Source organism: Variovorax sp. LjRoot175 (genome assembly GCF_964253805.1).
In the GTDB taxonomy this organism is placed as follows: Bacteria; Pseudomonadota; Gammaproteobacteria; order Burkholderiales; family Burkholderiaceae_C; genus Variovorax.
This window is the reverse complement of record NZ_CAXURY020000001.1, coordinates 912,563-937,620: the sequence shown is the minus strand read 5'-3', so window position 1 is coordinate 937,620 and position 25,058 is coordinate 912,563. Positions and strand designations below refer to the sequence as shown.

The 25,058-nt window shown below is 68.2% G+C and carries 24 protein-coding genes and 1 riboswitch; of the genes, 3 read left to right on the top strand and 21 right to left on the bottom strand.

Annotated elements, in window-relative coordinates:
• Window positions 1-4 precede the first annotated feature (4 nt).
• From ACSQ89_RS04680 to ACSQ89_RS04635, 10 genes are all read right to left on the bottom strand, one after another.
• Window positions 5-493 (bottom strand): YbaK/EbsC family protein, encoded by a 489-nt coding sequence (locus tag ACSQ89_RS04680; RefSeq protein ID WP_436293792.1) that lies wholly within the window; start codon window positions 491-493, stop codon window positions 5-7.
• Window positions 493-1,413 carry a hydroxymethylglutaryl-CoA lyase gene (locus tag ACSQ89_RS04675; protein WP_436293793.1) on the bottom strand — a complete coding sequence of 307 codons (921 nt, stop codon included), beginning with the start codon at window positions 1,411-1,413 and terminating at the stop codon, window positions 493-495. The genes ACSQ89_RS04680 and ACSQ89_RS04675 overlap by 1 nt, the downstream gene beginning before the upstream one ends.
• Window positions 1,414-1,434: 21 nt before the next feature.
• Window positions 1,435-2,364, bottom strand: coding sequence for a 2-hydroxyacid dehydrogenase (locus ACSQ89_RS04670; RefSeq protein ID WP_436293794.1), 930 nt, complete (start codon window positions 2,362-2,364; stop codon window positions 1,435-1,437).
• A gap of 128 nt (window positions 2,365-2,492) precedes the next feature.
• Entirely contained in the window at window positions 2,493-4,487 is a 1,995-nt protein-coding gene (locus ACSQ89_RS04665; RefSeq protein WP_436293795.1) for an acetyl/propionyl/methylcrotonyl-CoA carboxylase subunit alpha, read from the bottom strand.
• Entirely contained in the window at window positions 4,480-5,151 is a 672-nt protein-coding gene (locus tag ACSQ89_RS04660) for a DUF4126 domain-containing protein (RefSeq protein ID WP_093109498.1), read from the bottom strand. The genes ACSQ89_RS04665 and ACSQ89_RS04660 overlap by 8 nt, the downstream gene beginning before the upstream one ends.
• The gene (locus tag ACSQ89_RS04655) at window positions 5,148-5,945 is read right to left on the bottom strand and encodes an enoyl-CoA hydratase/isomerase family protein (RefSeq protein ID WP_436293796.1); all 798 of its coding nucleotides are present in this window, start codon (window positions 5,943-5,945) and stop codon (window positions 5,148-5,150) included. The genes ACSQ89_RS04660 and ACSQ89_RS04655 overlap by 4 nt, the downstream gene beginning before the upstream one ends.
• 142 nt (window positions 5,946-6,087) lie before the next feature.
• Window positions 6,088-6,597, bottom strand: a complete 510-nt coding sequence (locus ACSQ89_RS04650; RefSeq protein WP_093109496.1) for a DinB family protein — start codon at window positions 6,595-6,597, stop codon at window positions 6,088-6,090.
• Between the two features lie 13 nt (window positions 6,598-6,610).
• Window positions 6,611-8,296: a carboxyl transferase domain-containing protein gene (locus ACSQ89_RS04645; protein WP_436293797.1), complete on the bottom strand. Its 1,686-nt coding sequence runs from the start codon at window positions 8,294-8,296 to the stop codon at window positions 6,611-6,613.
• The gene (locus ACSQ89_RS04640; protein ID WP_436293798.1) at window positions 8,293-9,960 is read right to left on the bottom strand and encodes an AMP-binding protein; all 1,668 of its coding nucleotides are present in this window, start codon (window positions 9,958-9,960) and stop codon (window positions 8,293-8,295) included. The genes ACSQ89_RS04645 and ACSQ89_RS04640 overlap by 4 nt, the downstream gene beginning before the upstream one ends.
• Before the next feature lie 11 nt (window positions 9,961-9,971).
• Complete coding sequence (locus ACSQ89_RS04635) at window positions 9,972-11,144, bottom strand: isovaleryl-CoA dehydrogenase (RefSeq protein WP_093109493.1); 1,173 nt, start codon at window positions 11,142-11,144, stop codon at window positions 9,972-9,974.
• A gap of 130 nt (window positions 11,145-11,274) precedes the next feature.
• Between ACSQ89_RS04635 and ACSQ89_RS04630 the strand changes: the two genes are divergently transcribed.
• Both ACSQ89_RS04630 and ACSQ89_RS04625 read left to right on the top strand, forming a co-directional pair.
• Entirely contained in the window at window positions 11,275-12,333 is a 1,059-nt protein-coding gene (locus tag ACSQ89_RS04630; protein WP_436293799.1) for an AraC family transcriptional regulator, read from the top strand.
• A gap of 72 nt (window positions 12,334-12,405) precedes the next feature.
• Complete coding sequence (locus tag ACSQ89_RS04625; protein ID WP_093109491.1) at window positions 12,406-12,603, top strand: hypothetical protein; 198 nt, start codon at window positions 12,406-12,408, stop codon at window positions 12,601-12,603.
• Window positions 12,604-12,619: 16 nt separating this feature from the next.
• Here ACSQ89_RS04625 and ACSQ89_RS04620 read toward each other — a convergent pair whose 3' ends face one another.
• The 5 genes from ACSQ89_RS04620 to ACSQ89_RS04600 form a co-directional block, all read right to left on the bottom strand.
• On the bottom strand, window positions 12,620-13,303 hold the full coding sequence (locus ACSQ89_RS04620) for an HAD family hydrolase (RefSeq protein WP_093109490.1): 684 nt from the start codon (window positions 13,301-13,303) through the stop codon (window positions 12,620-12,622).
• A 36-nt stretch (window positions 13,304-13,339) separates the two neighbouring features.
• Window positions 13,340-15,220, bottom strand: a complete 1,881-nt coding sequence (thiC, locus tag ACSQ89_RS04615; RefSeq protein ID WP_436293800.1) for a phosphomethylpyrimidine synthase ThiC — start codon at window positions 15,218-15,220, stop codon at window positions 13,340-13,342.
• A gap of 78 nt (window positions 15,221-15,298) precedes the next feature.
• A riboswitch (TPP riboswitch) is annotated at window positions 15,299-15,403 on the bottom strand.
• Between the two features lie 27 nt (window positions 15,404-15,430).
• Window positions 15,431-16,408 (bottom strand): rhodanese-like domain-containing protein, encoded by a 978-nt coding sequence (locus tag ACSQ89_RS04610; RefSeq protein ID WP_436293801.1) that lies wholly within the window; start codon window positions 16,406-16,408, stop codon window positions 15,431-15,433.
• 3 nt (window positions 16,409-16,411) lie between these two features.
• Window positions 16,412-17,254, bottom strand: coding sequence for a DUF3047 domain-containing protein (locus tag ACSQ89_RS04605; protein WP_093109487.1), 843 nt, complete (start codon window positions 17,252-17,254; stop codon window positions 16,412-16,414).
• Window positions 17,255-17,445: 191 nt separating this feature from the next.
• Window positions 17,446-17,883 (bottom strand): YchJ family protein, encoded by a 438-nt coding sequence (locus tag ACSQ89_RS04600; protein WP_436293802.1) that lies wholly within the window; start codon window positions 17,881-17,883, stop codon window positions 17,446-17,448.
• 112 nt (window positions 17,884-17,995) lie between these two features.
• Between ACSQ89_RS04600 and ACSQ89_RS04595 the strand changes: the two genes are divergently transcribed.
• Window positions 17,996-18,730 (top strand): helix-turn-helix transcriptional regulator, encoded by a 735-nt coding sequence (locus ACSQ89_RS04595; RefSeq protein WP_093109485.1) that lies wholly within the window; start codon window positions 17,996-17,998, stop codon window positions 18,728-18,730.
• Here the strand turns inward: ACSQ89_RS04595 and iaaH are convergent, their stop codons facing one another.
• From iaaH to ACSQ89_RS04565, 6 genes are all read right to left on the bottom strand, one after another.
• Window positions 18,731-20,251, bottom strand: a complete 1,521-nt coding sequence (gene iaaH / locus ACSQ89_RS04590) for an indoleacetamide hydrolase (RefSeq protein ID WP_436293803.1) — start codon at window positions 20,249-20,251, stop codon at window positions 18,731-18,733. It lies immediately after the preceding gene.
• A gap of 81 nt (window positions 20,252-20,332) precedes the next feature.
• Window positions 20,333-20,464, bottom strand: a complete 132-nt coding sequence (locus ACSQ89_RS04585) for a hypothetical protein (protein WP_280142657.1) — start codon at window positions 20,462-20,464, stop codon at window positions 20,333-20,335.
• A 126-nt stretch (window positions 20,465-20,590) separates the two neighbouring features.
• On the bottom strand, window positions 20,591-21,721 hold the full coding sequence (locus tag ACSQ89_RS04580; protein WP_436293804.1) for an acyl-CoA dehydrogenase family protein: 1,131 nt from the start codon (window positions 21,719-21,721) through the stop codon (window positions 20,591-20,593).
• Between the two features lie 22 nt (window positions 21,722-21,743).
• Window positions 21,744-22,991, bottom strand: a complete 1,248-nt coding sequence (locus ACSQ89_RS04575; RefSeq protein WP_436293805.1) for a glutamate carboxypeptidase — start codon at window positions 22,989-22,991, stop codon at window positions 21,744-21,746.
• Between the two features lie 141 nt (window positions 22,992-23,132).
• Entirely contained in the window at window positions 23,133-23,648 is a 516-nt protein-coding gene (locus ACSQ89_RS04570) for a hypothetical protein (RefSeq protein ID WP_093109480.1), read from the bottom strand.
• 113 nt (window positions 23,649-23,761) lie between these two features.
• Window positions 23,762-24,946: an acetyl-CoA C-acyltransferase gene (locus ACSQ89_RS04565; RefSeq protein WP_436293806.1), complete on the bottom strand. Its 1,185-nt coding sequence runs from the start codon at window positions 24,944-24,946 to the stop codon at window positions 23,762-23,764.
• Window positions 24,947-25,058 lie beyond the last annotated feature (112 nt).

Sequence of the window (25,058 nt, the reverse complement as noted above, 5' to 3'; positions counted from 1 at the left end):
GAGCTCACACCACGTCCGCGACCGGTGCGCCGGTCAACCCTTCGAGATCGTGCGGGCGCAGCCGCACCACCGCATGCGGATGGCCGGCCGCGGCCCAGACGTCCTCGAAGCGGAACAGCTCGCGGTCGATCAGCATGACCGGCGGCATGGCATGCGCGAAGGGCGAGACGCCGCCGATCGAGAAGCCTGTTGTGCTCTTGACGAAATCGGCGTCGGCACGGCCCAGCTTGCCGACCAGCGCCTCCACCTTCTTCTCGTCCACGCGCTTGTCGCCCGAGGTCACGACCAGCACCGCCGTGTCGTCGCTCTTGCGGCGGAACACGATGCTCTTGGCGATCTGCCCCACTGCGATGCCCAGCGCATCGGCCGCCTGCTGCGCCGTGCGGCAGGCATCGTCGAGCATCTGCGGCGCGTGGGGATGGCCCTTGTCCTGCAGCAGGCGCGCGACGCGCTGGACGCCGTCTGGAAGCGAAGTCAGTTCAGCGCCGCACATCAATTGGCCCTCTTGATGCGGATGGCCTTCGACACCCGCGAGTTCGGCTCGCGCCCCAGCGCCTCGTTGATGTAGACGCCGGCATCGATCAGCAGATCGAGTTCGATGCCGGTCGCGATATCCATGCCGTGCAGCATGTAGACCACATCCTCGGTCGCGACATTGCCGGTCGCGCCCTTGGCAAAAGGACAGCCGCCGAGCCCGCCCACCGAGGTATCGAACTGCCACACGCCCATCTCCAGGCTCGCGAGCGTGTTGGAGAGCGCCTGGCCGTAGGTGTCGTGGTAGTGGCCGGAGACATCGTCCACGCCGTAGTGCTTCAGCGTCGCCTCGAGCGCGCGCTGCACCTTCACCGGCGTGCCGACGCCGATGGTGTCGGCCACGCCGACGTGCTGCACGCCGATGTTCTTCATGAGCCCGGCCAGCATGTCGACGCGCGAGGGCGCAATCTCGCCCTCGTAGGGGCAGCCCACCGTGCACGACATCGCGCCGCGCACGTAGATGCCCTTCTCGCGCGCCGCCTCGACGACGGGCCGGAAGCGCTCGATGCTCTCGGCGATCGAGCAGTTGATGTTCTTCTGGCTGAAGGCTTCGCTGGCGGCGCCGAAGACCACGATCTCGTCGGGCCATTCCTCGCGCGGCGCCGCGATCGCGGCCTCGAAGCCCTTCATGTTCGGCGTCAGCACCGAGTAGCGCACGCCCGGCTTGCGGCGGAGGCCGTGCATGACTTCGGCGTTGTCGGCCATCTGCGGCACCCACTTGGGACTCACGAAGCTGGTGACCTCGATCTCCTTCAGGCCGGCGTCCTGAAGGCGGTGCACCAGGCCGATCTTGATCTCGGCCGATACCGGCTGCTTTTCGTTCTGCAGGCCGTCGCGCGGACCGACGTCGACGATCTTGACTTTGGATGGAAGTTTCATGCTTGCCTCTCGTGGAGCGAATCAGTATCCGCGCTCACGCCCGACCACGCCCGCAATGGGCTCTCCCTTCTCGACCGCCCGGATCTTGTCGGCGATCTGGGCGATCGAGGCCTCGCGCACGGTGCGCGCGGAACCGTGCGGCGTCACCGTGATCTTCGGATGGCGCCAGAAGGGATGCTCGGTGGGAAGCGGCTCGACCTCGAACACGTCGAGCGTGGCGCCGGCCAGCTGGCCGCTGTCGAGCAGCGGTATCAGGTCGGACTCCACCAGGTGCGCGCCGCGCGCCACGTTGATCAAGTAGCCGCCCGGCCCGCCGCCGTTCAGGCGTGACAGGTTCTCGCGGTTCAGGATGCCGCGCGTCGCCTCCGTCAGCGGCAGCAGGTTGACCAGCACGCGGCTCGCGCCCAGGAAGGCGTTGAACTCCGCCTCGCCGGCAAAACAGCGCAGGCCCTCGATGGCCTTGGGCGAACGGCTCCAGCCGTTGACCGGGAACTCGAACTGCGCAACAGCCTTCGCGACGCGCTCGCCCAGTACGCCGAGCCCCATCACGCCGACCGCGAAGTCCTCGCGCTCGCGCGGCTTGCGGAAACTCCAGCGGCCTTCGCGCGCGTCGGCCTCGTAGATGTCGAACTCGCGGAAATGCCGGATCAGCGCATGGCAGACGTACTCGGCCATCTGCACCGACATGCCGGCATCGTCGAGCCGCACCACCTGGGCTTCGGGCGGCAGCTTCAGCTTGAGCAGCGCATCGACGCCGGCGCCGATGTTGAAGATGCCGCGCAGCTTCGGCTGCTCGTCGATGAAGGCTTGCGGCGGTGCCCAGACCACGGCGTGGTCGGCTTGCGGCGTGCCCGGGCGCCAGTTCTCCACTTCGGCGCCCGGCAGTGCAGCGCGCAGGCCCTCGATCCATGCATCGGGGCGGTTGTCGGTGAGGCAGACGGTGATTCGCATTTGGAGGATTTTCGCTGTTCCGCATTCCATCCCCGTTCGCACTGAGCTTGGCCTGTCCTGAGCTTGTCGAAGGGTCGAAGTGCCGGCCCCGGCGTCGACAGGCTCAACCCGAACGGAGAGGGAGTGGCTCAAGCCGCGATCCGCAGCAGCTCGGCACCTTCCGTGACCTGGTCGCCCGGCGCATAGAGCAGCTCCTCCACGGTGCCGTCCGCCGGCGCCGCGATCGTGTGCTCCATCTTCATCGCCTCCATCACCGCCAGCGGCTGGCCGCGGCTGACCTTGTCGCCGGCCTTGACCGCGAAGGACACGACCTTGCCGGGCATCGGCGCGGTGAGCCGGCCACCCTCGGCCTGCACGTCGCCGGCATGGGCCAGGCGGTCGATGGCGACGATCCGCGTGGCGCCGTGCGCTGCGAAGATGTAGGCCGTGTCCTGGTCTTCGTAGACGTCCAGGGTGTGGCGCTGGCCGTTGAACTGGACCTCGAGCTCGCCCGTGGGGAAGCGGCCGATCACCAGCGGACCCGACACCTCGCCGACGCGTAGCATCAGCGCGCCATCGTGCAGGTAGCTCAGCTCGGCTGTCTGCGGCTCGCCGCGGAACTCGAAGGCGAAGGGCCGCAGCGCGATGCCGTGCGATTGCCAGCCGTCGCGGCGGCTGAAAGGGTCGGCCGAGGCGCTCGCGCCCTCTTCGAGCAAGGTGTGCGCGATCGAAGCCGCGGCCGCCAGCGGCAGGCCCAGCGCCTCCTGGTCGAACAGCACCGCGCGTTCGCGCTCGATCAGCGCGGTGTCGAGCTTCGCGTGGGCAAAGGAGTCGGTGCAGAGGATGCCGCGCAGGAACTGCACATTGGTCGCCACGCCGACGATGTGCGTTTGCGCCAGCGCCGCGTCCAGCCGGGCCAGCGCCTCCTCGCGCGTGGCGCCATGCACGATCAGCTTGGCGATCATCGAGTCGTAGAAAGGCGAGATCAGGCCGCCTTCGCGCACGCCGTCGTCGATGCGAACCCGGCTGCGCTGGAAGGCCGTGGCCTGCGGCTTGCGGTAGACGTGCAGCGTGCCGGTGGCGGGCAGGAAGTTGTTGTCTGGGTTCTCGGCGCAGATGCGCGCCTCGATCGCATGGCCGTGGATCTGCAATTGATCCTGCGCCAGCGGCAGCGCTTCGCCGGAGGCCACACGCAACTGCCATTCGACCAGGTCGAGCCCGGTGATCGCTTCGGTCACCGGATGCTCCACCTGCAGCCGCGTGTTCATCTCCATGAAGAAAAAGTTCATCTCACCATCGCCGCGCTGCTCGACGATAAACTCGACGGTGCCCGCTCCCACGTACTTCACCGCGCGCGCCGCCGCCACCGCCGCCTCGCCCATCTGCTTGCGCATGGCCTCCGTCATGCCCGGCGCCGGCGCCTCTTCCAGCACCTTCTGGTGCCGCCGCTGCACCGAGCAATCGCGTTCGAACAGGTAGACGTAGTTGCCCTGCGTGTCGCCGAACACCTGGATCTCGATGTGGCGCGGCCGCTGCACGTACTTCTCGATCAGCACCGCGTCGTCGCCGAAGCTGTTGATGGCCTCGCGCTGGCACGAAGCCAGTGCGGGCGCGAAGTCGACTGCCCTCTCGACCACGCGCATGCCCTTGCCGCCACCGCCGGCGCTGGCCTTGATCAGCACCGGGTAGCCGATGCGGTCGGCCTCGCGCTGCAGCAGCGCCGGATCCTGGTCGCTGCCGTGGTAGCCGGGCACCAGCGGCACGCCGGCCTTTTCCATCAGTTGCTTGGACTCGGCCTTCAGGCCCATGGCCTTGATGGCCGAGGGCGGCGGGCCGATGAAGACCAGACCGGCATCGGCGCAGGCCTGCGCGAACTCCTCGTTCTCGCTCAGGAAGCCGTAGCCCGGGTGCACCGCCTGCGCGCCGCTGGCCTTGGCGGCTTCGAGGATCTTTTCCCAGCGCAGGTAGCTGTCCTTCGGCGCGCTGCCGCCGAGATGGATGGCCTCGTCGCAGGCGCGCACGTGATTGGCATGGGCGTCGGCGTCCGAGTACACGGCGACCGTGCGGATCGCCATGCGGCGCGCAGTCGCGGCCACGCGGCAGGCGATTTCCCCGCGGTTGGCAATGAGAATCTTCTTAAACATGAGGAGTGTCTTCCGGGGAATTTTTCTTGAACTGGAATGCGGATACGACGCCAGGATCCGGCCGTCCGCTGAAGATGCGCGCCACGCGTCCGAACAGCGCCTTGAGGAAGCGCCAGCTCTTTCGGATCAGCCACACGCTGAGCACGAGCACGGCGATGAAGAGCACCGCGAACACCAGCGGATGCGCCACGGCCAACCAAAGTCCGGCCGGCACCATGCTGTCTTCGACCAGCGAGGCGCCGACATTGCTGAAGGGTTCGGGCGAGGTGTTGATGGCGGCGCGCGTGGTGGCCTTGGCCGCATGCGCCGTCGCCGCGAAGCCGCCGCCCAGCAGCGCGGCCACGATCGCCATCACCGCATGGTCGGTGCCGAAGACGCTGGCCGCGAGCGCCGCGCCGGCCGGAATGCGGATGGCCGTGTGCACCATGTCCCACAGCGAATCGAGGCCCGGGATCTTGTCGGCGAAGAACTCGACGAAGACCATGAAGCCGCTGGCCGCAATGACCACCGGATGCGCGAGCAGCTGCAATCCGCCCGGCAGCGGCACCCAGCCGAGGTAGCCGGCCAGTCCGGTCAACAGCACGACCAGGTAGAGCCGAATGCCGCTGGCCCAGCCGATGGCGGCGGCCAGCGCGAGCAGTTGCGGCAGGTCGAGCGAAGTCATTTTTGCCCGCCGAGCCAGGAAGGCTTGCGCTTCTGCAGGAAGGCCTGCACGCCCTCGCGGCCTTCCTCGCTGGCACGGATGTCGGCGATCCCTTGCACGGTCTTCGCGATCAACGCGTCGTCGATCTCGCGGCCTGCCACGTCGGCGATCAACTGCTTGCAGGCGCGCACCGCCGCCGGACTGGCGCCGGTGAAGGCCTTCACCAGCTCGGCCACCTTGGCATCGAGCGCGTCGGCTGCCACCACCTCATGCACGAAGCCGATGCGATGCGCTTCGGCCGCGGTGAAGCGCTCCGCCGTGAGGAAGTAACGCTGCGCCGCGCGCGTGCCCATCGCGCGGAGCACATAGGGACCGATGGTCGCTGGAATCAGGCCGATCTTGACTTCGCTCAGGCAGTACCAGGCCGTGTCGACCGACACCGCGACATCGCAGGCGGCGACCAGCCCCATGCCGCCCGCGTAGACGTCGCCCTGCACGCGCGCGATCACCGGCTTCGGGCTCTCATGGATGGTGCGCAGCATCGCGGCCAGACCGCCCGCATCGGCCATGTTCTGCTCGTGCGTGAAGTCGGCCGCGCGGCGCATCCAGTTGAGGTTCGCGCCGGCGCAGAAGGCCGGGCCGTTGGCGCCGAGCACGATCACGCGCACGTCGGCCGCGGCGCTCGCCTGCGAGAAGGCTTCGCCGAGCTCGCGGATGACGACATCGTCGAAGGCATTGCGCAGCTCCGGCCGGTTGAGCCAGATGCGCGCGACGGCGCCTTCGATCTCGAGGTCGAGCGTGGTGAAGTCGGTCATGTCAGTTCCTCAGGCGCATTTGGCGAGCAGGCCGAAGCCCATTCGGGAAACACCGCGCAACCGGCTTTGCCGGGCCGCTGGTGTTGCCCCCTGCAAGGGGGTTGGCGTAGCGACACGAAGTGCGCGAAGCCTGGGGGTGGGCTCATCCTTTTGCTTCCTGTTGCAGCAGATAGACCCAGTCGATCTCAGGGCCCGGCTGGACCATGGCCGTCAGCGCGGCCGTCAGCTGGCCGCGGTGATGGGTCGCGTGGTTGAACACGTGGCCGAGCGCCGGCGCAAAAGGAATGCGCACCTCTTCGCCGTTGTTGCGCGTGTAGACCAGCTCGCCGTCGTAGCGCTCGGGCGCGAGCGTCGCGAGCCACGGGCTCCAGCGCGTCACCGCTGCACCCAGCGCCTCGCACAGCGCGGCGCGCTCGGCGTGCAGCTCGGTGTCGAGCGGGATGCGCGGCGAACGGCCTTCGGCGAAGCGCGCGTACCAGATGTTGTCGGCCACCAGCAGGTGGTTGACCGTGCGATGGACCGAGCGGAAGAAGAGGCCGCAGTCGCGATGCCAGTCGGCATCGGACAGCCCTTTCAGATTGGCGTCGAGCAGCGTGTGCGTGGCCCACACGTGGTAGCGGCCCAGGCTCGCGAAGTAGTTCGGAAGCGACATGGGGGCGTCTGCCTCACATGCGGAAGATGCCGAACTTCGGCTCGGGAATCGGCGCGTTGCGCGCGGCCGCCAGGCCCAGCGCCAGCACGCGGCGCGTGTCGGCAGGGTCGATGATGCCGTCGTCCCACAGCCGCGCCGTCGCGTAATAGGGATGGCCCTGCGCCTCGTACTGCTGGCGGATCGGCGACTTGAAGGCCTCCTCCTCCTCCGCGCTCCACTGCCCGCCCTTGGCCTCGATGCCGTCGCGCTTGACGGTGGCCAGCACGCTCGCGGCCTGCTCGCCGCCCATCACGCTGATGCGCGCGTTGGGCCACATCCAGAGGAAGCGCGGCGAGTAGGCGCGGCCGCACATGCCGTAGTTGCCGGCGCCGAAGCTGCCGCCGATGATGATGGTGAACTTGGGCACGTTGGCGGTGGCCACCGCCGTCACCATCTTGGCGCCGTGGCGCGCGATGCCTTCGTTCTCGTACTTGCGCCCGACCATGAAGCCGGTGATGTTCTGCAGGAACACCAGCGGGATCTTGCGCTGGCAGCACAGCTCGATGAAGTGCGCGCCCTTCTGCGCCGATTCGGAGAACAGGATGCCGTTGTTGGCGACGATGCCCACCGGCATGCCCTCGATCTCGGCGAAGCCGCAGACCAGCGTTGCGCCGAAGCGCGACTTGAACTCGTGGAACTCGCTGCCGTCGACGATGCGCGCGATGATCTCGCGCACGTCGAAGGGCTTGCGGGTGTCGGTGGGGATCACACCGTAGAGCTCGTCTGGGGGGAAGGCGGGTTCTCTTGAACCCGTTCGGGCTGAGTCCCCACCCGTTCGGGCTGAGCCTGGCCTGTTCTGAGCTTGACGAAGGGTCGAAGCCTGCACCGGCACTTCGACAGGCTCAGTGCGAACGGCGCGATTCAAGTTCGCCACCGCCGAGCGCGCCAGTGCCAGCGCATGCAGGTCGTTCTGCGCCAGATGGTCGGCCACGCCCGACAGCCGCGTGTGCACGTCGCCGCCGCCCAGGTCTTCGGCCGTGACCACCTCGCCGGTGGCCGCCTTCACGAGCGGCGGGCCGCCCAGGAAGATGGTGCCCTGGTTCTTGACGATGATCGACTCGTCGCTCATCGCCGGCACGTAGGCGCCGCCGGCCGTGCACGAGCCCATGACCACCGCGATCTGCGCGATGCCTTGCGCGCTCATGTTGGCCTGGTTGTAGAAGATGCGGCCGAAGTGATCGCGGTCGGGGAACACCTCGTCCTGGTTCGGCAGGTTGGCGCCGCCCGAATCGACCAGGTAGATGCAGGGCAGGCGGTTCTGCTCGGCGATCTCCTGCGCGCGCAGGTGCTTCTTGACGGTGACGGGATAGTAGGTGCCGCCCTTCACTGTCGCGTCGTTGCACACGATCATGCAGTCGACGCCGCTCACGCGGCCGATGCCGGCGATCAGCCCCGCGCCGGGCGCCGCGCCGTGGTACATCGCATGGGCCGCGAGCGGCGCGACTTCGAGAAAGGGCGTGCCGGGGTCGAGCAGCTGCGCGACGCGATCGCGCGGCAGCAGCTTGCCGCGCGCCGTGTGCTTGCTGCGCGCGGCCTCGCCGCCGCCGGCCTGGACCTTGGCGAACTGCGCGTGCAGGTCGTCGACCAGTGCGCGCATCGCGGTGGCGTTGGCCTGGAAATCGGCCGAGCGCGAGTTCAATTTCGTTTCGAGTTTGCTCATGCGGTTTTTTCTTCGTCCAGGCCGAGCTGGTGTTTCATCGCTTCGCGGATCTTGAATTTCTGAATCTTGCCCGTCACCGTCATCGGGAACTCGGTGACGAACTGGATGTACTTCGGCACCTTGTAGTGCGCGATCTGGCCCTTGCAGAAGTCGCGCACTTCATCAGCCGTCAGCGCCTGGCCCGGCTTGGGAATGATCCAGGCACAGAGCTCTTCGCCGTACTTCTTGTCGGGCAGGCCGACCACCTGCACGTCCTGCACCTTCGGATGGCGGTAGAGGAATTCCTCGATCTCGCGCGGGTAGATGTTCTCGCCGCCGCGGATCACCAGGTCCTTGATGCGGCCGACGATGTTGACGTAGCCCTCGGCATCCATGGTGGCGAGGTCGCCCGTGTGCATCCAGCCTTCGGCATCGATGGCTTCGTGCGTCTTCTCCTCGTCTTCCCAGTAGCCATGCATGACGGAATAGCCGCGCGTGCAGAACTCGCCCGAGACGCCGGGCTTGACGATCTCGCCCGTTTCCGGGTCGATGACCTTGATCTCGATGTGCGGCTGCACCGTGCCCACGGTCGAGACGCGCTTCTCGAGCGGCGTGTCGGTCGAACTCTGGCAGCTCACCGGGCTGGTCTCGGTCATGCCGTAGGCAATGGTGATCTCGCGCAGATGCATCTGCTCGACCACGCGCTTCATCACCTCGGTCGGGCACGGCGAGCCGGCCATGATGCCGGTGCGCAGCGTGCTGAGGTCGAACTCCTTGAAGCGCGGATGGTCGAGTTCGGCGATGAACATCGTGGGCACGCCGTGCAGGCCGGTGCAACGCTCGACCTGCACCGTCTGCATCACGGTGAGCGGGTCGAAGCCGTCGTTCGGATAGACGATGGTCGAGCCGTGCGTCAGACAGGCCAGGTTGCCGAGCACCATGCCGAAGCAGTGGTAGAGCGGCACCGGGATGCACAGCCGGTCTTCCGGCGTGAGCTTCATGCATTCGCCGATGAAGAAGCCGTTGTTGAGGATGTTGCGGTGGGTCAGCGTCGCGCCCTTGGGGAAGCCGGTGGTGCCGCTGGTGAACTGGATGTTGACCGGATCGCTGGCCTTGAGCGTCCGGCCGATCTGCGCGATGCGCGGATCGTCGGGGTTGCCGCTCGCCAGCAGCGCGGAGAAGCGTTGCGCAGCCGGCACCTCGTCGCCGGCGCCTTCCTTGTCGATCCACGCGATGTGCTTCAGCAGCGGGAGGCGCTGCGGGCCCAGTTCCCGCAGCATGCCGAGGTAGTCGCTCGTCTTGAACTGCGGCATCGTGACCAGCGCCCTGCACGCCACCTTGTTGAGCGCGTACTCGAGCTCGGCGGTGCGGTAGGCCGGATTGATGTTGACCAGGATGATGCCGACCTTGGCGGTGGCGATCTGCATCAACACCCAGGGCGCGTTGTTGTGCGACCAGATGCCGACGCGGTCGCCGGGCGCGAGCCCCAGGCCGAGCAGCGCGCTGGCCAGGCGATTCGACTCACGCTGCAGTTCGAGGTAGCTCAGGCGCTTGTTCTCGTGCACGCTGACCAGCGCGTCGCGCTCGCCCTGCCGCGCCGCCATGTCGTCGAAGAAATCGCCGATGGTCTGCTCGATCAGCGGCACGTCGGTGGCGCCCTTCGCCAGGCTGCGCGTGACGGTCATGAAGAACTCCTTCAGGCGGTTTCGGCAAACAGTTCGCGGCCGATCAGCATGCGGCGGATTTCGCTGGTGCCGGCACCGATCTCGTAGAGCTTGGCATCGCGCCACAGCCGCCCCACCGGGAACTCGTTGGTGTAGCCCACGCCGCCCAGCGCCTGGATCGCCTCGCCGGCCATCCAGGTGGCCTTTTCGGCCGAGTAGAGGATCGCGCCCGCGGCGTCCTTGCGGAAGGTGCGCGCATGGTCGTTGCGGTCGCAGGCCTTGCCCACCGCATACACGTAGGCCCGCGTGGCCTGCCAGGTCGAGTACATGTCGGCCAGTTTGCCCTGCATGAGCTGGAACTCGCCGATGCTCTGGCCGAACTGCTTGCGCTCGTGCACGAAAGGCAGCACCGCGTCCATGCAGGCGGCCATGATGCCGAGCGGGCCGCCGGAGAGCACCGCGCGCTCGTAGTCGAGGCCGCTCATCAGCACCTTGGCACCGGCGCCCTCGCCGCCCAGCACGTTTTCTTCGGGCACTTCGCAGTTGTCGAAGTAGAGCGGGTAGGTGTTGGAGCCGCGCATGCCGAGCTTGTCGAGCTTGGTGCCGGCCGAGAAGCCCTTGAAACCCTTCTCGACGATGAAGGCGGTCATGCCGCGCGCGCCCATCTCGGGCTCCGTCTTGGCGTAGATCACCAGCGTGTCGGCGTCGCCGCCATTGGTGATCCACATCTTGCCGCCGTTGAGCACGTAGCGGTCGCCCTTCTTCTCGGCGCGCAGCTTCATGCTGACCACGTCGGAGCCGGCGTTGGGCTCGCTCATCGCGAGCGCACCCACGTGCTCGCCGCTCACCAGCTTCGGCAGGTATTTCTTCTTCTGCGCTTCGCTGCCGTTGCGGTGGATCTGGTTCACGCACAGGTTGGAGTGCGCGCCGTAGGAGAGACCGACCGAGGCCGAGGCTCGCGACACCTCTTCCATCGCCACGATGTGGGCAAGGTAGCCGAGCTCGGTGCCGCCGTATTCCTCCTTCACCGTCATGCCGTGCAGGCCGAGCTCGCCGAGCTTCTTCCAGAGGTCGTGGGGGAACAGGTTTTCGCGATCGATGTCGGCCGCGCGCGGCGCGATCTCGTTGGCGGCGAAGTTCTGGATCGCATCGCGCAGCGAATCGATGGTCTCGCCCAGGTCGAAGTTCAGGCCGGGGTCATGCATGGGGTTGTCTCCTCACAAGCGGTGTCGTTGGCGCCGGAAATCCCGCGCGGGAAGCCGCAGCTTACGCCCCCTGCCGTTGCAATTGGCGCCACAATGGTTGCATATTGCGTCATCAAGATCGCGTTCTTCCATGTCGTCTTCCCTCTTCAAACCGGCCGTCCGCGCCGCCACGCCCATGGCCTTCGTGCGAGCGATCGTGATGGGCTACGAGCGCTACGGCATGGACCCGTCCCGGGCCCTGGAAGTGGCACAGATTGCGCCGCGCGATCTGAAGAATGCCCAGGCCCGCGTGACGGCCGCGCAGTTCGAGGTTCTGTCGGGTTTCGCGATGCAGGAGCTCGACGACGAGGCGCTCGGCTGGTTCGGCCGCCGCCTGCCCTGGGGCACCTACGGCATGCTGTGCCGCGCCTCGCTGAACTCGCCCAACCTCGGGGTTGCCATCAAGCGCTGGTGCCGGCACCACCGGCTCCTGACCGAGGACATCGCGCTCGAACTGAAGGTGGCCGGCGGCGTGGCGACGGTGTTGATCCGGGAGCACGCCGCGCTCGGCGAGCTGCGCGAGTTCTGCCTGGTGTCGAACCTGCGCTTCCTGCACGGCTATGCCTCCTGGGTCATCGATTCGCGGGTCTCGCTGCGCGAGGCCAGCTTTCCCTTCGAGGCGCCGCCGCACCGCGATGCCTATCCGCTGATGTTCGGCGGCGAGCTGCGCTTCGGCGCCGAGGCGGCCAGCTACAGCTTCGACGAGCGCTACCTGGCCCTGCCGCTGCAGCGCGACGAGCAGGCGCTGCGCACCATGCTGCGGCGCGCGCTGCCGCTCACCGTGCTGCAGTACCGCCGTGACCGGCTGCTGGGCCAGCGCGTGCGCGAGCTGTTGCGCACGCGCGGCAGGGAGGCGGCCACGGCCGAGGCGCTGGCTGCGATCCTGAACCTGTCGGCCCGTACGCTGCATCGGCAGCTGCAGGAAGAAGGCGTGTCGCTGCAGGCGCTGAAGGACGAAGTGCGGCACGAGCAGGCGGCCGAGCAGCTGCGCCGCACCGAGCGGCCGATCAAGCAGATTGCCCTGGCGGTGGGATTTCGCAACGAAAAAAGCTTTTCCCGTGCGTTCCGGACCTGGGCAGGTGTAACACCCGGCGCATTTCGTCGCGGCGGCGCATCGGAGGCCGGTCGCAGGCTTGCCTCGCGAGGATGATCCGTGACAAAGTTCATCGCTGCGCTCGCACATGCGCTCAAGGAGCGAGCCCTCCCGCCCTAGGATCGAGGCATGCACACTCCCGACACCGACACCTCCGAATACGCGGCCCTGGTCGAATTCGCCGCCACCTCGGGCCGCTCGCGCATCCATCCCGCGGTGGTCGAGAACGCCGACAAGCTGATCGCCCGTTTCTGGTCGGCACGCGCCCAGGCCATGACGCAGGCCCTTGCCGCGATGGCCAAGGCCGCCACGCAGCGCACGAACTGAAGTTTTTCTTTTCCGCTCAGCGCTCGCGGGCGGCCAGCAGCGCCGGCAGCTGCGCCATGTCGCTGAACACCTGCGTCACGCCAACGGCCAGCAGCGCCTCCGGCCCGCTGTGGCCGAGATCGGAAGGGCTGTAGCCGAACACGGTGGCGCCCGCGGCGACGCCGGCCGTCGCGCCGGTCACCGTGTCCTCGACCACCGCGCAGCGCGCCGGATCGACGCCCAGCGCCGCGGCAGCGGCCAGGTACACGTCGGGCGCGGGCTTGGAGCGCGGCATCTCGTGGCCGCTGAAGATCCGGCCGGCGAAGCAGTCGAGGATGCCGATCTTGTCGAGCTGCAACTCCACCTTGTGGCGGTCGGCGCCCGAAGCGCAGGCGATGCGCCCGTCGAACGCCGCGTGCAGCGCGCGCACCGCGCCGGCCGCGTTGGGGATCGCGACCAACTCGCGTTCGAGCGCCTCGTTGCGGCGGCCGCGAAAGCCGTGCAGCCATTCGGGCGTGATGGCGAAGCCGGTGTTGGCCTCGATCAGCGCGGCCTCGTCCTTCACCGCCTTGCCGGTGAAAAGGCGCATCGACTCTTCCACCGTGAGCTGCCAGCCGAGCTCGCCGAGCATCTCGGCGAGCACGCGGTTGGTGATGGGTTCGGAGTCGACGAGGACGCCGTCGCAGTCGAAGAGGACGGCGTCGAAGGGGATGGAAGGCATGGGGCGATGGTATCAACCACCCTCTGCCTTCCCGGCTCAACGCGCCTGGATCGGGATGTAGATCTCGCCCCCGCCGGCCTTGAACTCGGCCGACTTGCCCGCCATGCCCTCGTCCAGGGCCTTCGCCTCGTCGATGCCGCGCTGCGCCGCGTACTCGCGCACCTCCTGCGTGATCTTCATCGAGCAGAACTTCGGCCCGCACATCGAGCAGAAATGCGCCACCTTGCTCGAGTCCTTGGGCAAGGTCTCGTCGTGGAATTCGCGCGCGGTGTCGGGGTCCAGGCCGAGGTTGAACTGGTCCTGCCAGCGGAACTCGAAGCGCGCCTTGCTGAGCGCGTCGTCGCGCGCCCGCGCGCCCGGATGGCCCTTGGCCACGTCGGCTGCGTGGGCCGCGATCTTGTACGCGATGATGCCCTGCTTCACGTCGTCGCGGTCCGGCAGGCCCAGGTGCTCCTTGGGCGTGACGTAGCACAGCATCGCGGTGCCGGCCCAGCCGATCATGGCGGCGCCGATCGCGCTCGCGATGTGGTCGTAGCCCGGCGCGATGTCGATGGTCAGCGGGCCCAGCGTGTAGAAAGGCGCCTCGTGGCAGTGCTTCAGCTGCTCGTCCATGTTGGCCTGGATCATGTGCATGGGCACGTGGCCGGGGCCCTCGATCATGGTCTGCACGTCGTGCTTCCACGCGATCTGCGTGAGCTCGCCCAGCGTGCGCAGCTCGGCAAACTGGGCCTCGTCGTTGGCGTCCGCGGCGCAGCCGGGACGCAGGCCGTCGCCGAGCGAGAAGCTCACGTCGTAGGCCTTCATGATCTCGCAGATCTCCTCGAAGCGCGTGTAGAGGAAGCTCTCCTGGTGGTGCGCGATGCACCACTTGGCCATGATCGAGCCGCCGCGCGAGACGATGCCGGTGCGGCGATCGGCCGTGAGATGGATGAAGGGCAGGCGCAGCCCGGCATGGATGGTGAAGTAGTCCACGCCCTGCTCGGCCTGCTCGATCAGCGTGTCGCGGTAGATCTCCCACGTGAGGTCTTCCGCCACGCCGCCGACCTTCTCGAGCGCCTGGTAGATCGGCACCGTGCCGATGGGCACCGGGCTGTTGCGCACGATCCAGTCGCGCGTGGTGTGGATGTTGCGGCCGGTGGACAGGTCCATCACGTTGTCGGCGCCCCAGCGGATCGCCCACACCAGTTTTTCCACCTCTTCCTCGATGCTGGAAGTGACGGCCGAGTTGCCGATGTTGGCGTTGATCTTGACCAGGAAGTTGCGCCCGATCGCCATCGGCTCGACTTCCGGGTGGTTGATGTTGGCCGGGATGATGGCGCGGCCGCGCGCCACCTCGTCGCGCACGAACTCGGGCGTGATGATCTTCGGGATCCGCGCGCCCATCGGGTTGCCGGCCAGGCGCTTCTCGCGCGCCGCGTCGGCCAGGTACTCGGCCATCCATTCGCGCTTGCCGTTCTCGCGCAGCGCCACGTATTCCATCTCGGGCGTGACGATGCCGCGGCGCGCATAGTGCATCTGGCTCACGTTCATGCCGGACTTGGCACGCAGCGGCGTGCGCTGCAGCCCCGAGGCGGCGGCGCGCAGCTCGGCCAGGCGCTGCGCATCGCGGTCGGCATGGGTGGCGCCGTCGTCGAGCATCTGGTGGGTGCGGCCTTGATAGCTTTCGGTGTCGCCGCGCTCGGCGATCCAGGCGCCGCGCACGCCGGGCAGGCCCTGGCGCACGTCGATCTCGGCCGAAGGGTCCGAGTACGGGCCCGAGGTGTCGTAGAGCGACACCTGCTCGCCGTTGGTGAGCAGCACGTCGCGCACAGGCACGCGCAGGTCGGACCGGCTGCCGGCGATGGCGCTCTTGGTCGAGGCAGGAAATGGCTCGCGCGTCAGCGTGAGCAGCGAGGCGAACTTGTCAGGGGCATTCATGCGGGGCACTCCGGTTCGTTGGACGGGTGCTCCGCGATCGCTCCAGAATCGGCACGGCGGAAAAAAGAATGTCCGGGGCCGGGGAGTCGCAGCTCTTCTTACGCTGGTATGAACCAGATCAAGTTCGCGGGTTCGGCGCTTGGCCATCTCAGCACACATCTGCGTGCACCCCGGAGCGGGACCGATTCTAGGCCTCGCTCGCGGCAGGGATCAAGCGGGATGTGCGGCGATGTCCGGCGCGCCGGCCGGCAGTGCCTCTTCATCGACCTCGATTGCGGCGGCGGCGCTCCAGGCCGAGAGCCCGCCGGCGAGCACGCGCACGCGCGGCAAACCGGCCTTCATTAGCACGCGCGCGGCAGCGATGGCGGACTCGTCGTTGGGGCAGTCGCAGAACACGATGAGTTCGCGCCCGTCGGCAAAGGCAGCCAGCTCGACGGGGAGCTCGCGCAGCGCGATGCCGATGGCGCCCGGAATCGCGCGCGGATCCAGCGCGCGTCCCTCGGCGGAGCGCACGTCGATCAGCGTCGGGCGGGCACCGGCCGCGAAGGCTTCGCGCAGCGCGCCGGCCTCGATATGCTCGATGTCGTCGGCAGCGAGCGCGATGCGGCGCCGGCGATAGCGCCAGGCGACGAAAGCGACGAGCACCAGCGTGCCGACAGCCGCAGCCGTGAGGCCGACGCTGGACAGCACCGCCAGCACGTCCTGGATCGCCGCGTGGAAGATGCGGCCCAGCAGGAGGAAGCCCAGCGTCCAGATCAGCGCGGCCACGGTCTCGTAGGACAGGAAGCGCGTGTTCGACATGCCCAAGGCGCCCGCCATCGGCGGCGCGACCACCGACACGCCGGGCACGAACTTGGCCGCGATCAGCGACAGCCCGCCCCAGCGGCCGAGGATGGCCTCGCTGCGCCGTACGCAGGAGTCGGCCGACAGCGAGATGCGGCACAGGAGGCGCATCACGCGGTAGCCCCAGCGGCGCCCGGCCAGGAACCAGGCGCCGTCGCCGAGGATGTTGCCGACCAGGGCGGCCGCCAGCACGGCGGCGAATGACACCTGCCCGCCGACCGACAATCCGCCGGCGATGACGAGAAAGGGCGCGGCCGGCACCGGCGCGCCGAGGCGGGTCGCCAGCGTGGCGAGGAACACCACGGCGGCACCCTGGGCCGAGAGGAGCGTGACGAGATCGTCCATCCGCTATTCCCCGGGCACGGGACGCCCCGCCGCAAAGCCTCCGGCGCTGCGCGTGGGCGCGATGCTGCGCAGATCGATGTCGGAAAAATAGGCCAGCCCGTGGCCCTGCGTGTTGTCCGCGTCGGCCGAGATCGCGACCGCGACCACGTCGGGCATGGTGTCGCCGGCCTCGTCGCCGAAGACGCGCCGGTAGTCGGCCAACAGGTTGCGGCGCTCGCTCGCCCACGTGCCCGGCGTGGCGGCCGGCCCCGACTCGAGCACCACCATGCGCATGCGCTGGGTGAAGGCGTTCACGAGCGTGCTGCCCTTGGCTTCCTTGTTGTCCCATACGTAGCACAGCGCTTCGCTGGGCACCTGCTCGCCCGTGGTGCGCCGTGCCAGCGCCAGGCGCGTGCGCTCGCCGAAGGACAGCCGGTCGGTGGGGAGGTCGAAGAACACGCAGAGCTTGGCCGCGCCGTCGTCGCCGCTGCGCTTGCGCAGGTCGGCGTCCTTCACGAAGTCGTCGACGCGCCAGCGCCAGGCCAGCGTGGTGGAGGCGTCGAGCGGCACCTGGGTGGCATGCACGAGGTTGCCGTAGGACTGGTCGGCCTCGACCTTCAGGACACGGCGGCCATCCTGCTGCACGACCTCGAAGCGGGTCGGCGTCTTGTTGGGCAGCGTGGTGAAGCGCCACGGCGCAGGGGCTTCGGCACCGCGCGCGCTCGAGAAAGGCGTGATGTCGGCGGCGTCGCCGGCGTGTGCCGCCGGGGCGCAGGCCATCCAGAGCGCAGCGCCCAGGACCGGTGCCGCCAACATGGCCCAAAGCCACTGCCGGTATGCGGTCGGAATCCTCGTGCTGCGGGTCATGTCGCCCTCTGGTCCAGGTTGTGTTGAAGTCTGGAAGAGAGTGTGCGGGCACAACGGCCGCGGATAAATAGGCCAAACGGAATCGGACTGTCTCTGTTCTGGACACAATGGCGCGCCGCGCGCTATCGAATTGCTAGCGCGCAATGCAGGCCGCGCGGGGCGGCAACAGATTTTTCAGTTGCCCCGCGGCTTCAGCGCAGATCGCCGTCGAGGTAGTACCAGCGGCTGACTGCGCCGTCGTCCTCGCGCACGAAGCGGCTGCGTTCGTGCAGCCGGGTCGCCACGCCCGCGCTGCTGCGCTGGCGGGCGACGAACTCGACCTCGGCATGGTCGGCGTCCAGCACCGAACGCGAGCGCACCTCGAGGCCCAGCCATTTGACGCCGGGCTCGAAGCCGAGCGTCGCAGGGCGCGTCGACACGTGCCAGGTAGCGAGCAAATAGTCGGCCCGCTCGAGCACGAAAGCCGTGTAGCGCGAACGCATGAGCGATTCGGCGTCCGTCGCTGGCGTGCGCTCGAAATCGTCGAGGTAGCGCCCGCAGCACTGGGCATAGGGCAGCGGCAGCTCCCGGCGGTCGCGGCGTCCGCAGGGGCAGGGAACGCGCGCGGAGTTGGGAGAGGAAGTGGACATGAGGGAAGGACAGATTCTCGCGCATTGTGCAAACCCTCTCGCAAACCCTGAATCGCCACGGATGGCGCGGCACTTGCTCGCGCACTAAGCTCGGCACAAAGAGGAGGCGGCCATGTACCTGAGAGCTTCGGAACAGCACGCGCTGCGCGGCATCTTCGCGCTGCTCGCAGAAAGCCAGGGCGAACGCGAGATCCGCGAGCGCATCGGCTGGGCACTGCTCGACCTGCTGCATGCCGACCAGTTCGCCTCCTTCGTGTGGGATGCCGAGAGCGGCAGCTTCGGCCGCCGGGTGGCGCTCAACATGGACCCGGCCAATCTCGACCGCTATGCCGAATGGCACCAGCACCATGATCCGATCACCTTCGTCCTGCAATCGCGCCGCCGTGCCACCCGCGTGACCGAAGTGATGCCGCAGCGCGAGCTGATGCGCACACCCTTCTTCAACGATTTCCTCTCGCGCGACGGCCTGCACTGGGGCATGAACCTGCACGCCTTCCATGGCGAGCGCGCGCTGGGCGACCTGCGCATCTGGCGCTGCGGGGGACGCGGCGACTTCGGCGAGCACGAGAAGGCGCTGCTGGACCTGATCGAGCCGGCCTTCGCCGGCGCGCTGCAGCGCGCGCAGCGCGTCGACGCAAAGCCTGCTGCAGCGTGGCCGCAGCTGAGCCCGCGCGAGCAGCAGGTCGCACGGGCGGTGCGCGAGGGTCTGACCGACAAGGACATCGCGCGGCGCATGGAAGTCGGCGTGCCGACGGTGCGCACCTACCTGCGGCGCATCTTCGGCAAGCTCGGCATCGAGCGCCGTTCGGCGCTGGCCGGCTGGACCGCGCCCGGCAGCGATCGCTGACTACTTCGTGGGTGCCGGCAGTCGGCCCAGCACCCCTTCGACCGCCAGCCCCAGCGCCAGCAGCTTGCGGTCGCTTCCCGCCGGGCCATCGAATTCCAGCCCGATCGGCAGGCCGCTCGTGGCGCCCAGGCCCGAGGGCAGTTGCAGGCCGGGGATGCCGGCGTTGCCGGCGGGGTCGGTGTTCTGGATCAGCGCGCCGAAGTTCTTCGGGCTGCTGGCCTCCGGCGTGGCGGCGAGCGCGACGCGCGTCACCGTCGGAAACACGAGCGCATCGAGCCTGTTCGCCTTGAAGGTGTCGCGGTAGAGCTTCTGCAGCGCCGGCCGGGCCTTGGCGATAGCGTTGTCGTAGGCAGGCTTGGCATCGACCACGCCGTTGGGGGCCGGCAGCTTGCGCGGGATCACGAGGCCTTCGAAGGCACCCTTGACATCGGGGCTGGCAGCGGCCGCGGCCAGCTGCCGGATGTCGACGCCGGTGCGGTACTTCGCGAGGTAGGTCACCATGTCGTCGTGCGCCTCGTAGAACGCGATCGGGAAGCCGGCCGCGCCATTGAGCTCCATCAGCTTGGGCATCTCGACGTCCACCAGCGTGACGCCTGCCGCGCGCAGCTTGGCCAGCGCCGCATCAGTGGCGGCTTTGGTGTCGGCATCGAGGTTCGCGAAGAAGGCCGGCACCACACCGAGCCGCACGCGCTTCAGCTCGGCCGGCACCAACGGTGCGCCGCCGGCGATGGCTCCGTCGAGCAGCGCCAGGTCGGCCACCGACAGCGCCATCGGCCCGGCGGTGTCGCGCGTGTGCGAGACCGGCGCGATGCCCTGCTGCGAATAACGGCCCACGGTCGGACGCAGCGCCGCGCATCCGTTGAAGGCGCAGGGAATGCGCACCGAGCCGCCGGTGTCGGTGCCGAGCGCAGCCGGCGCCATGCGCGCACCGAGCGCCGCGCCGTTGCCCGAGGAGGAGCCGCCCGCGATGCGGGTCGCGTCATAGGCATTGCGCACGCCGACCTCGGGCCCGCTCTGGAACGCGGGGTTGTAGCCCGTCACGCCGAAGGCCAGCTCATGCATGTGGGTCTTGCCCAGCACGATCGCACCCGCCGCGCGCAGCTTGGCGACCACGGGCGCATCCGTCGACGGCACGAAACCCTTCAACGCCGGTGTGCCGGTGGTGGCGGGTAGGCCCTGGACGTGGATGTTGTCCTTGATGACCACCGGCACGCCGGCCAGCGGCTTGCACGGGCCGCCGCGCTTGCGCGCGGTGTCGGCCGCGCGCGCGGCCTTGAGGGCGCCGGCCTCGTCGAGCGTGATGAAGGCATTGAGCTGCGGCTTGGCCCTGGCCTGCGCGAGGTAGGCCGAGACCAGCTGCTCGCTGGTCAGCGAGCCGGCGCAGAGGCGCTGCGCGGCCTCGCTGGCGGTCAGCGTGGCGATGTCCGGGGGCGCGGATTGCGCGTGGGACTGCAGGCCGAGCCCCGCGATGCACGAGAGGGCCGCTGCGCGAAGGGCCAGGACGGAATTCGAATGAGACATGGCGAGAGCTCCGAGGAGAGATGCCGCCATGTTGCGCCGCTGGGCAGCGCCTGTCTGTCATCCAGATCGATGACAGCAGAGCTAGGGCCTGCGTTGCACCGGCTTCCGAGCGCGCGCGAGGCGCGCCTTGGCCTGCTGGCCCACATGATCGATCAGCCAGCCGCCCAGCATGACCATTCCAAGCACGCCGAGAGTCATGAGATCCGTTGCCATGATGCGCTCCTCATCGTTTCCACTGGCACCAGTCTGGTCGTTCGCAGCGCGCGCGTGAATCCGCCAATCGGCAGGGAACCTGGCCGCAGGCGCCATACAGCTTTCGACAGTGCGAAGCTGCCATCTTCAAGCCAGGGCGCGCTGGATCAGGAGTTTCTGGATGTCGGAGGTGCCTTCGTAGATCTGGCACACGCGCACGTCGCGGTAGATGCGTTCCAGCGGGAAGTCGTTGACGTAGCCGTAGCCTCCGAGCGTCTGGATCGCCGCGCTGCACACCTTCTCTGCCATCTCGCTCGCGAACAGCTTGGCCATCGCCGCCTCCTTGAGGCAGGGCCGGCCCGCGTCGCGCAGGCTCGCCGCATGCCAGATCAGCTGGCGCGCGGCTTCGAGCTGGGTCGCGCATTCCGCGAGCCGGAAGCCGACGGCCTGCTGCTCGAAGATCGAGCCGCCGAAGGCCTGGCGCTCCTTGGCGTAGGCCAGCGCCACCTCGAAGGCGCTGCGCGCCATGCCCACGCTCTGCGCGGCGATGCCGATGCGGCCGCCCTCGAGCGCGCCGAGCGCGATCTTGTAGCCCTCGCCCTCCTGGCCGATCAGGTTCTCCGCCGGGATGCGGCAGGCGTCGAAGTTGATCTGGGCGGTGTCGCTCGAATGCTGGCCCAGCTTGTCCTCGAGCCGCGCGACCGTGTAGCCCGACGCGTCGGTGGGAACGATGAAGGCGCTCATGCCGCGCTTGCCCGCGCCCTTGTCGGTAACGGCGATCACGATCGCGACCTGGCCGTTCTTGCCGCTGGTGATGAACTGCTTGACGCCGTCGATCACCCAGCCGTCCGCGTCCTTGCGCGCCGTGCTGCGCAGCGACGAGGCATCGCTGCCGGCCTGCGGCTCGGTCAGGCAGAAGGCGCCGAGCATCTGCCCTTGGGCCAGCGGTTGCAGCCACTTCTTCTTTTGCTGCGCATTGCCGTAACGCATGAGGATCGCGTTGACCGGGCAGTTGGTGACGCTGATCGCGGTGCTGGTGCCGCCGTCGCCGGCCGCGATTTCCTCCAGCACCAGCGCGAGCGTCAGGTAGTCGAGGCCGGCGCCGCCGTCTTCCTCGGGCACGCAGATGCCGTAGGCGCCGAGCGCCGCCAGGCCTGCGTGCGCTTCCTTGGGAAAGCTGTGCTCGCGGTCCCAGCGCGAGGCATGAGGCCAGAGTTCGGTTTGCGCAAAATCGCGCACCGCGTCGCGGATCGCTTCCTGGTCGGCGTTGAGCAGCATGGTGACCCTCCTGCTTGCCTGTTTACTTCGATGCGCCGAGATCCATGATCAGCTTGCTGGCCATGTAGAGGCGGCGCGGGATGGCGTCGATCATCACGTACTCGGCGGAATCGCTGTGGTAGCCGAAGCCCGGCAGGCCCAGGCTTTCGATCACCGGCTTGCCCGAGAGCGCCGCGTAGGCCGCGTCGGTGCCGCCGCCGGTACGCTCCTCCACGCCGAGCGTGCCGCCCGCTTCCTTGTAGTAGGCCACCGCCTTGTCGACCAGCTTCTTGCCGCCTTCGCCGGCATTGAAGGCCGGACGGCCGCGCGTGGCCAGCACCTTGATCTCGGAGTTCGGCAGCTTTTTCTTCTGCGCGCGCTCTTCCAGCGTCTTCATCGCGGCTTCCAGGTCTTCGTTGCGCGCGTAGCGCACGTCGGCGTTGAGGCTGGCGCTGTCGGGAATGATGTTCGACACCGCACCGGCCTTCGCGATGGTCCAGTTGAAGCGCAGGTTCTGCGCCTTGTTGTCGATATCCATGGTGCGCAGCACCAGGTCGGAGGCCTCGACCAGCGCATTGACGCCGAGCTCGGGCGCCGCGCCCGCATGCGAGGCCTTGCCCTTGATGTTGACCTGCACGTAGGCGATGCCCGAGGTGCCGAGCGAAAGCTTCTCGGCTTCGGCGCCGGTGGGCTCGAAGGAGAGCACGTAGTCGCTGGCCCTGGCCTCTTCCTGGATCAGGTCGCGCGAACCGAAGGAGCCCTTCTCTTCGTCGGTGTTGAACAGCACGGTGAGCGTGCCGAAATCCTGGAAGCCGCGCGCCTTGAGCAGCTTCAGCGTGTGCAGCACGACCGCGTTGCCGCCCTTGTCGTCGGCGATGCCGGGGCCGTAGGCCTTGTTGCCTTCGACGCGGAAGGGCGCCTTGGCCAGGATGCCCTTCAGGTAGACCGTGTCCATGTGCGACATCAGGAGGATGTTCTTGCCGCCCTTGCCCTTCAACTTGCCGACGATGTTGTCGCCGACCACGATGCCGGTCGACTTGCTGCGCGTGACAGTGAAGCCCAGCGCCTTGAGCTCATCCTCGAAGTACTTGCCCGCGGCGGCCGTGCCCTCGGCGTCGCCGGTGCCGGTCTCGATGTTGACCAGCCGCTCCAGCGTCTTCACGACGGCCGGCTGCTCGGCGGTGGCGGCGCTGAAAAGCGCCTCGTCACGCGTCTGGCTCCAGGCGGCGGGGGCAAGGAAAGCGGTGGCGAACAGTGCGGCGAGCGCGTGGCGGGGAATGGCCGGAAGCATGAACAGGGTTTCCTAGGAGTGGGCAAGCCCATCATTCTAGGTACCGCTCAATGCGACACGGCTCGCCCCCGCGCCGAACAAGAAATGTCACAGCGCGCGGCGATATGGCAAAAAAATGTCAACCGCGCACCGTGCCTGTCGCTAGGCGGCGATCAGCGCGGCCGAGCGCGCAATGGCTCGCGCACTCAGCTTGGCGGCGGTTCGCAGCACGCCGTCCCAGTAGCGCTCGACTGCTTCGAGGCCGCCGGCTTTTTCCTGCAGCTCGAAGGGAACGCAGAGGGTCCAGTCCTTGATGCCGAGAAAGTGAGTTCGAAAGACCTCACCATGAAACTCGGCGGTCTCTTCCGCGCTGACGTCGCGCGTGATGGAGGGCCCGCTTTCGAACTGGGCCCGCAAGGCGCCCAGATAGCCCTTTGCCATGCTGGTTCGGAAGCGCGCGAGCTCGTGGTCCGTCAGCTTCTGGCGGGCCTCCAGGCCCAGGCCGGGCACCGTGCGGCCCCGTGCCTCGGGCGGCAGGCTGTCGTCGACATCGCCGGCGGCCCAGCACGCGTAGTAGTAGCCGCGGTCGGCGAGGTAGTCATAGGCCGTATGGATGCGCCCTTGGTCGACCAGTGCGCGAAGCTTGTCGAACTGAGCCTTCGAAATCGGAGACGGCATGAAAAGAGAACTCCAGCGTGGAAAGGTCGCGCATCGAATGGACGGCGCCTTTTTTTCCAACGGCCGCCGCCTTCGTTGCGGTCTGAACTGCAGTTATCGTGCCTGCTCTTGCCTCAGACCAATTCGAGCGCGACCGCCGTGCCCTCGCCGCCGCCGATGCACAGCGTGGCCACGCCGCGCTTCTTGCCTTTCTGCTGCAGCGCATGGATCAGCGTGACCATGATGCGCGCGCCGCTGGCGCCGATCGGGTGGCCCAGCGCGCAGGCGCCGCCGTGGACGTTGACGATGTGGTGCGAGACGTCCAGCTCGTGCATCAGCGCCATCGGCACCACGGCGAAGGCTTCGTTGACTTCCCACAGGTCGACGTCCTTCACGCCCCAGCCGGTCTTCTTGAACAGCTTGGCCACCGCGCCCACGGGCGCGGTCGAGAACCATTCGGGCTGCTGCGCGTGGGTGGCATGGCCGACGAGGCGCGCGATCGGCCTGGCGCCGAGCTTCTTGGCGGTGCTCTCGGTCATCATCACCAGCGCGGCGGCGCCGTCGTTGATCGACGAGCTCGACGCGGCGGTGATGGTGCCGCCCTCCTTCTTGAAAGCCGGCTTGAGGCTGGGGATCTTGTCGAGCTTGACCTTGCCCGGGCCCTCGTCGATCTCGATCACGGTGTCGCCGCCGCGGCCCTTGACCGTGACCGGCGCGATCTCGGCCTTGAAGGCGCCCGAGGTGGTGGCGGCCTTGGCGCGCTCCACGCTGGCGATCGCGAAGGCGTCCTGCTGCTCGCGCGTGAACTTGTACTTGGCCGCGCAGTCCTCGCCGAAGGTGCCCATCGAGCGGCCGGGCTGGTAGGCGTCCTCCAGGCCGTCGAGCATCATGTGGTCGAAGATGCGGTCGTGCCCCATGCGGTAGCCGCCGCGGCCCTTGAGCATCAGGTAAGGCGCGTTGGTCATGCTCTCCATGCCGCCCGCGACCATGACCTCGTGCGTGCCCGCGAGCAGCAGATCGTGCGCGAGCATCGCGGCCTTCATGGCCGAGCCGCACATCTTGCTGAGCGTGACCGCGCCCGCGCTGTCCGGCAGGCCGCCCTTGTAGGCCGCCTGGCGCGCCGGCGCCTGGCCCTGGCCGGCCATCAGGCAGTTGCCGAACAGCACCTCGCCGACCGCCTCGGGCGCGATGCCGGCGCGCTCGACGGCCGCCTTGATGGCGACGCCGCCCAGGTCGTGCGCCGCGAGAGAAGAAAAGTCGCCCTGGAAGCCGCCCATGGGGGTGCGGGCGGCGCCGACGATGACGATGGATTCGGTCATGGAAGTTGCTCCTTTAGAAAAATGTGCACTAGCAAAAATCTACTCTCGCGCCCACCCCTGGCCCCATTCGCGAAACACCGCGGAACCGGCTTTGCCGGGCCGCAGGTGTTGC

Excerpts from the sequence above, each read along its gene's own strand:
- ACSQ89_RS04680 (WP_436293792.1), bottom strand. The coding sequence starts at position 493 with ATGTGCGGCGCTGAACTGACTTCGCTTCCAGACGGCGTCCAGCGCGTC.
- ACSQ89_RS04675 (WP_436293793.1), bottom strand. The coding sequence starts at position 1,413 with ATGAAACTTCCATCCAAAGTCAAGATCGTCGACGTCGGTCCGCGCGAC.
- ACSQ89_RS04670 (WP_436293794.1), bottom strand. The coding sequence starts at position 2,364 with ATGCGAATCACCGTCTGCCTCACCGACAACCGCCCCGATGCATGGATC.
- ACSQ89_RS04665 (WP_436293795.1), bottom strand. The coding sequence starts at position 4,487 with ATGTTTAAGAAGATTCTCATTGCCAACCGCGGGGAAATCGCCTGCCGC.
- ACSQ89_RS04660 (WP_093109498.1), bottom strand. The coding sequence starts at position 5,151 with ATGACTTCGCTCGACCTGCCGCAACTGCTCGCGCTGGCCGCCGCCATC.
- ACSQ89_RS04655 (WP_436293796.1), bottom strand. The coding sequence starts at position 5,945 with ATGACCGACTTCACCACGCTCGACCTCGAGATCGAAGGCGCCGTCGCG.
- ACSQ89_RS04650 (WP_093109496.1), bottom strand. The coding sequence starts at position 6,597 with ATGTCGCTTCCGAACTACTTCGCGAGCCTGGGCCGCTACCACGTGTGG.
- ACSQ89_RS04645 (WP_436293797.1), bottom strand. The coding sequence starts at position 8,296 with ATGAGCAAACTCGAAACGAAATTGAACTCGCGCTCGGCCGATTTCCAG.
- ACSQ89_RS04640 (WP_436293798.1), bottom strand. The coding sequence starts at position 9,960 with ATGACCGTCACGCGCAGCCTGGCGAAGGGCGCCACCGACGTGCCGCTG.
- ACSQ89_RS04635 (WP_093109493.1), bottom strand. The coding sequence starts at position 11,144 with ATGCATGACCCCGGCCTGAACTTCGACCTGGGCGAGACCATCGATTCG.
- ACSQ89_RS04630 (WP_436293799.1), top strand. The coding sequence starts at position 11,275 with ATGTCGTCTTCCCTCTTCAAACCGGCCGTCCGCGCCGCCACGCCCATG.
- ACSQ89_RS04625 (WP_093109491.1), top strand. The coding sequence starts at position 12,406 with ATGCACACTCCCGACACCGACACCTCCGAATACGCGGCCCTGGTCGAA.
- ACSQ89_RS04620 (WP_093109490.1), bottom strand. The coding sequence starts at position 13,303 with ATGCCTTCCATCCCCTTCGACGCCGTCCTCTTCGACTGCGACGGCGTC.
- thiC (WP_436293800.1), bottom strand. The coding sequence starts at position 15,220 with ATGAATGCCCCTGACAAGTTCGCCTCGCTGCTCACGCTGACGCGCGAG.
- ACSQ89_RS04610 (WP_436293801.1), bottom strand. The coding sequence starts at position 16,408 with ATGGACGATCTCGTCACGCTCCTCTCGGCCCAGGGTGCCGCCGTGGTG.
- ACSQ89_RS04605 (WP_093109487.1), bottom strand. The coding sequence starts at position 17,254 with ATGACCCGCAGCACGAGGATTCCGACCGCATACCGGCAGTGGCTTTGG.
- ACSQ89_RS04600 (WP_436293802.1), bottom strand. The coding sequence starts at position 17,883 with ATGTCCACTTCCTCTCCCAACTCCGCGCGCGTTCCCTGCCCCTGCGGA.
- ACSQ89_RS04595 (WP_093109485.1), top strand. The coding sequence starts at position 17,996 with ATGTACCTGAGAGCTTCGGAACAGCACGCGCTGCGCGGCATCTTCGCG.
- iaaH (WP_436293803.1), bottom strand. The coding sequence starts at position 20,251 with ATGTCTCATTCGAATTCCGTCCTGGCCCTTCGCGCAGCGGCCCTCTCG.
- ACSQ89_RS04585 (WP_280142657.1), bottom strand. The coding sequence starts at position 20,464 with ATGGCAACGGATCTCATGACTCTCGGCGTGCTTGGAATGGTCATGCTG.
- ACSQ89_RS04580 (WP_436293804.1), bottom strand. The coding sequence starts at position 21,721 with ATGCTGCTCAACGCCGACCAGGAAGCGATCCGCGACGCGGTGCGCGAT.
- ACSQ89_RS04575 (WP_436293805.1), bottom strand. The coding sequence starts at position 22,991 with ATGCTTCCGGCCATTCCCCGCCACGCGCTCGCCGCACTGTTCGCCACC.
- ACSQ89_RS04570 (WP_093109480.1), bottom strand. The coding sequence starts at position 23,648 with ATGCCGTCTCCGATTTCGAAGGCTCAGTTCGACAAGCTTCGCGCACTG.
- ACSQ89_RS04565 (WP_436293806.1), bottom strand. The coding sequence starts at position 24,946 with ATGACCGAATCCATCGTCATCGTCGGCGCCGCCCGCACCCCCATGGGC.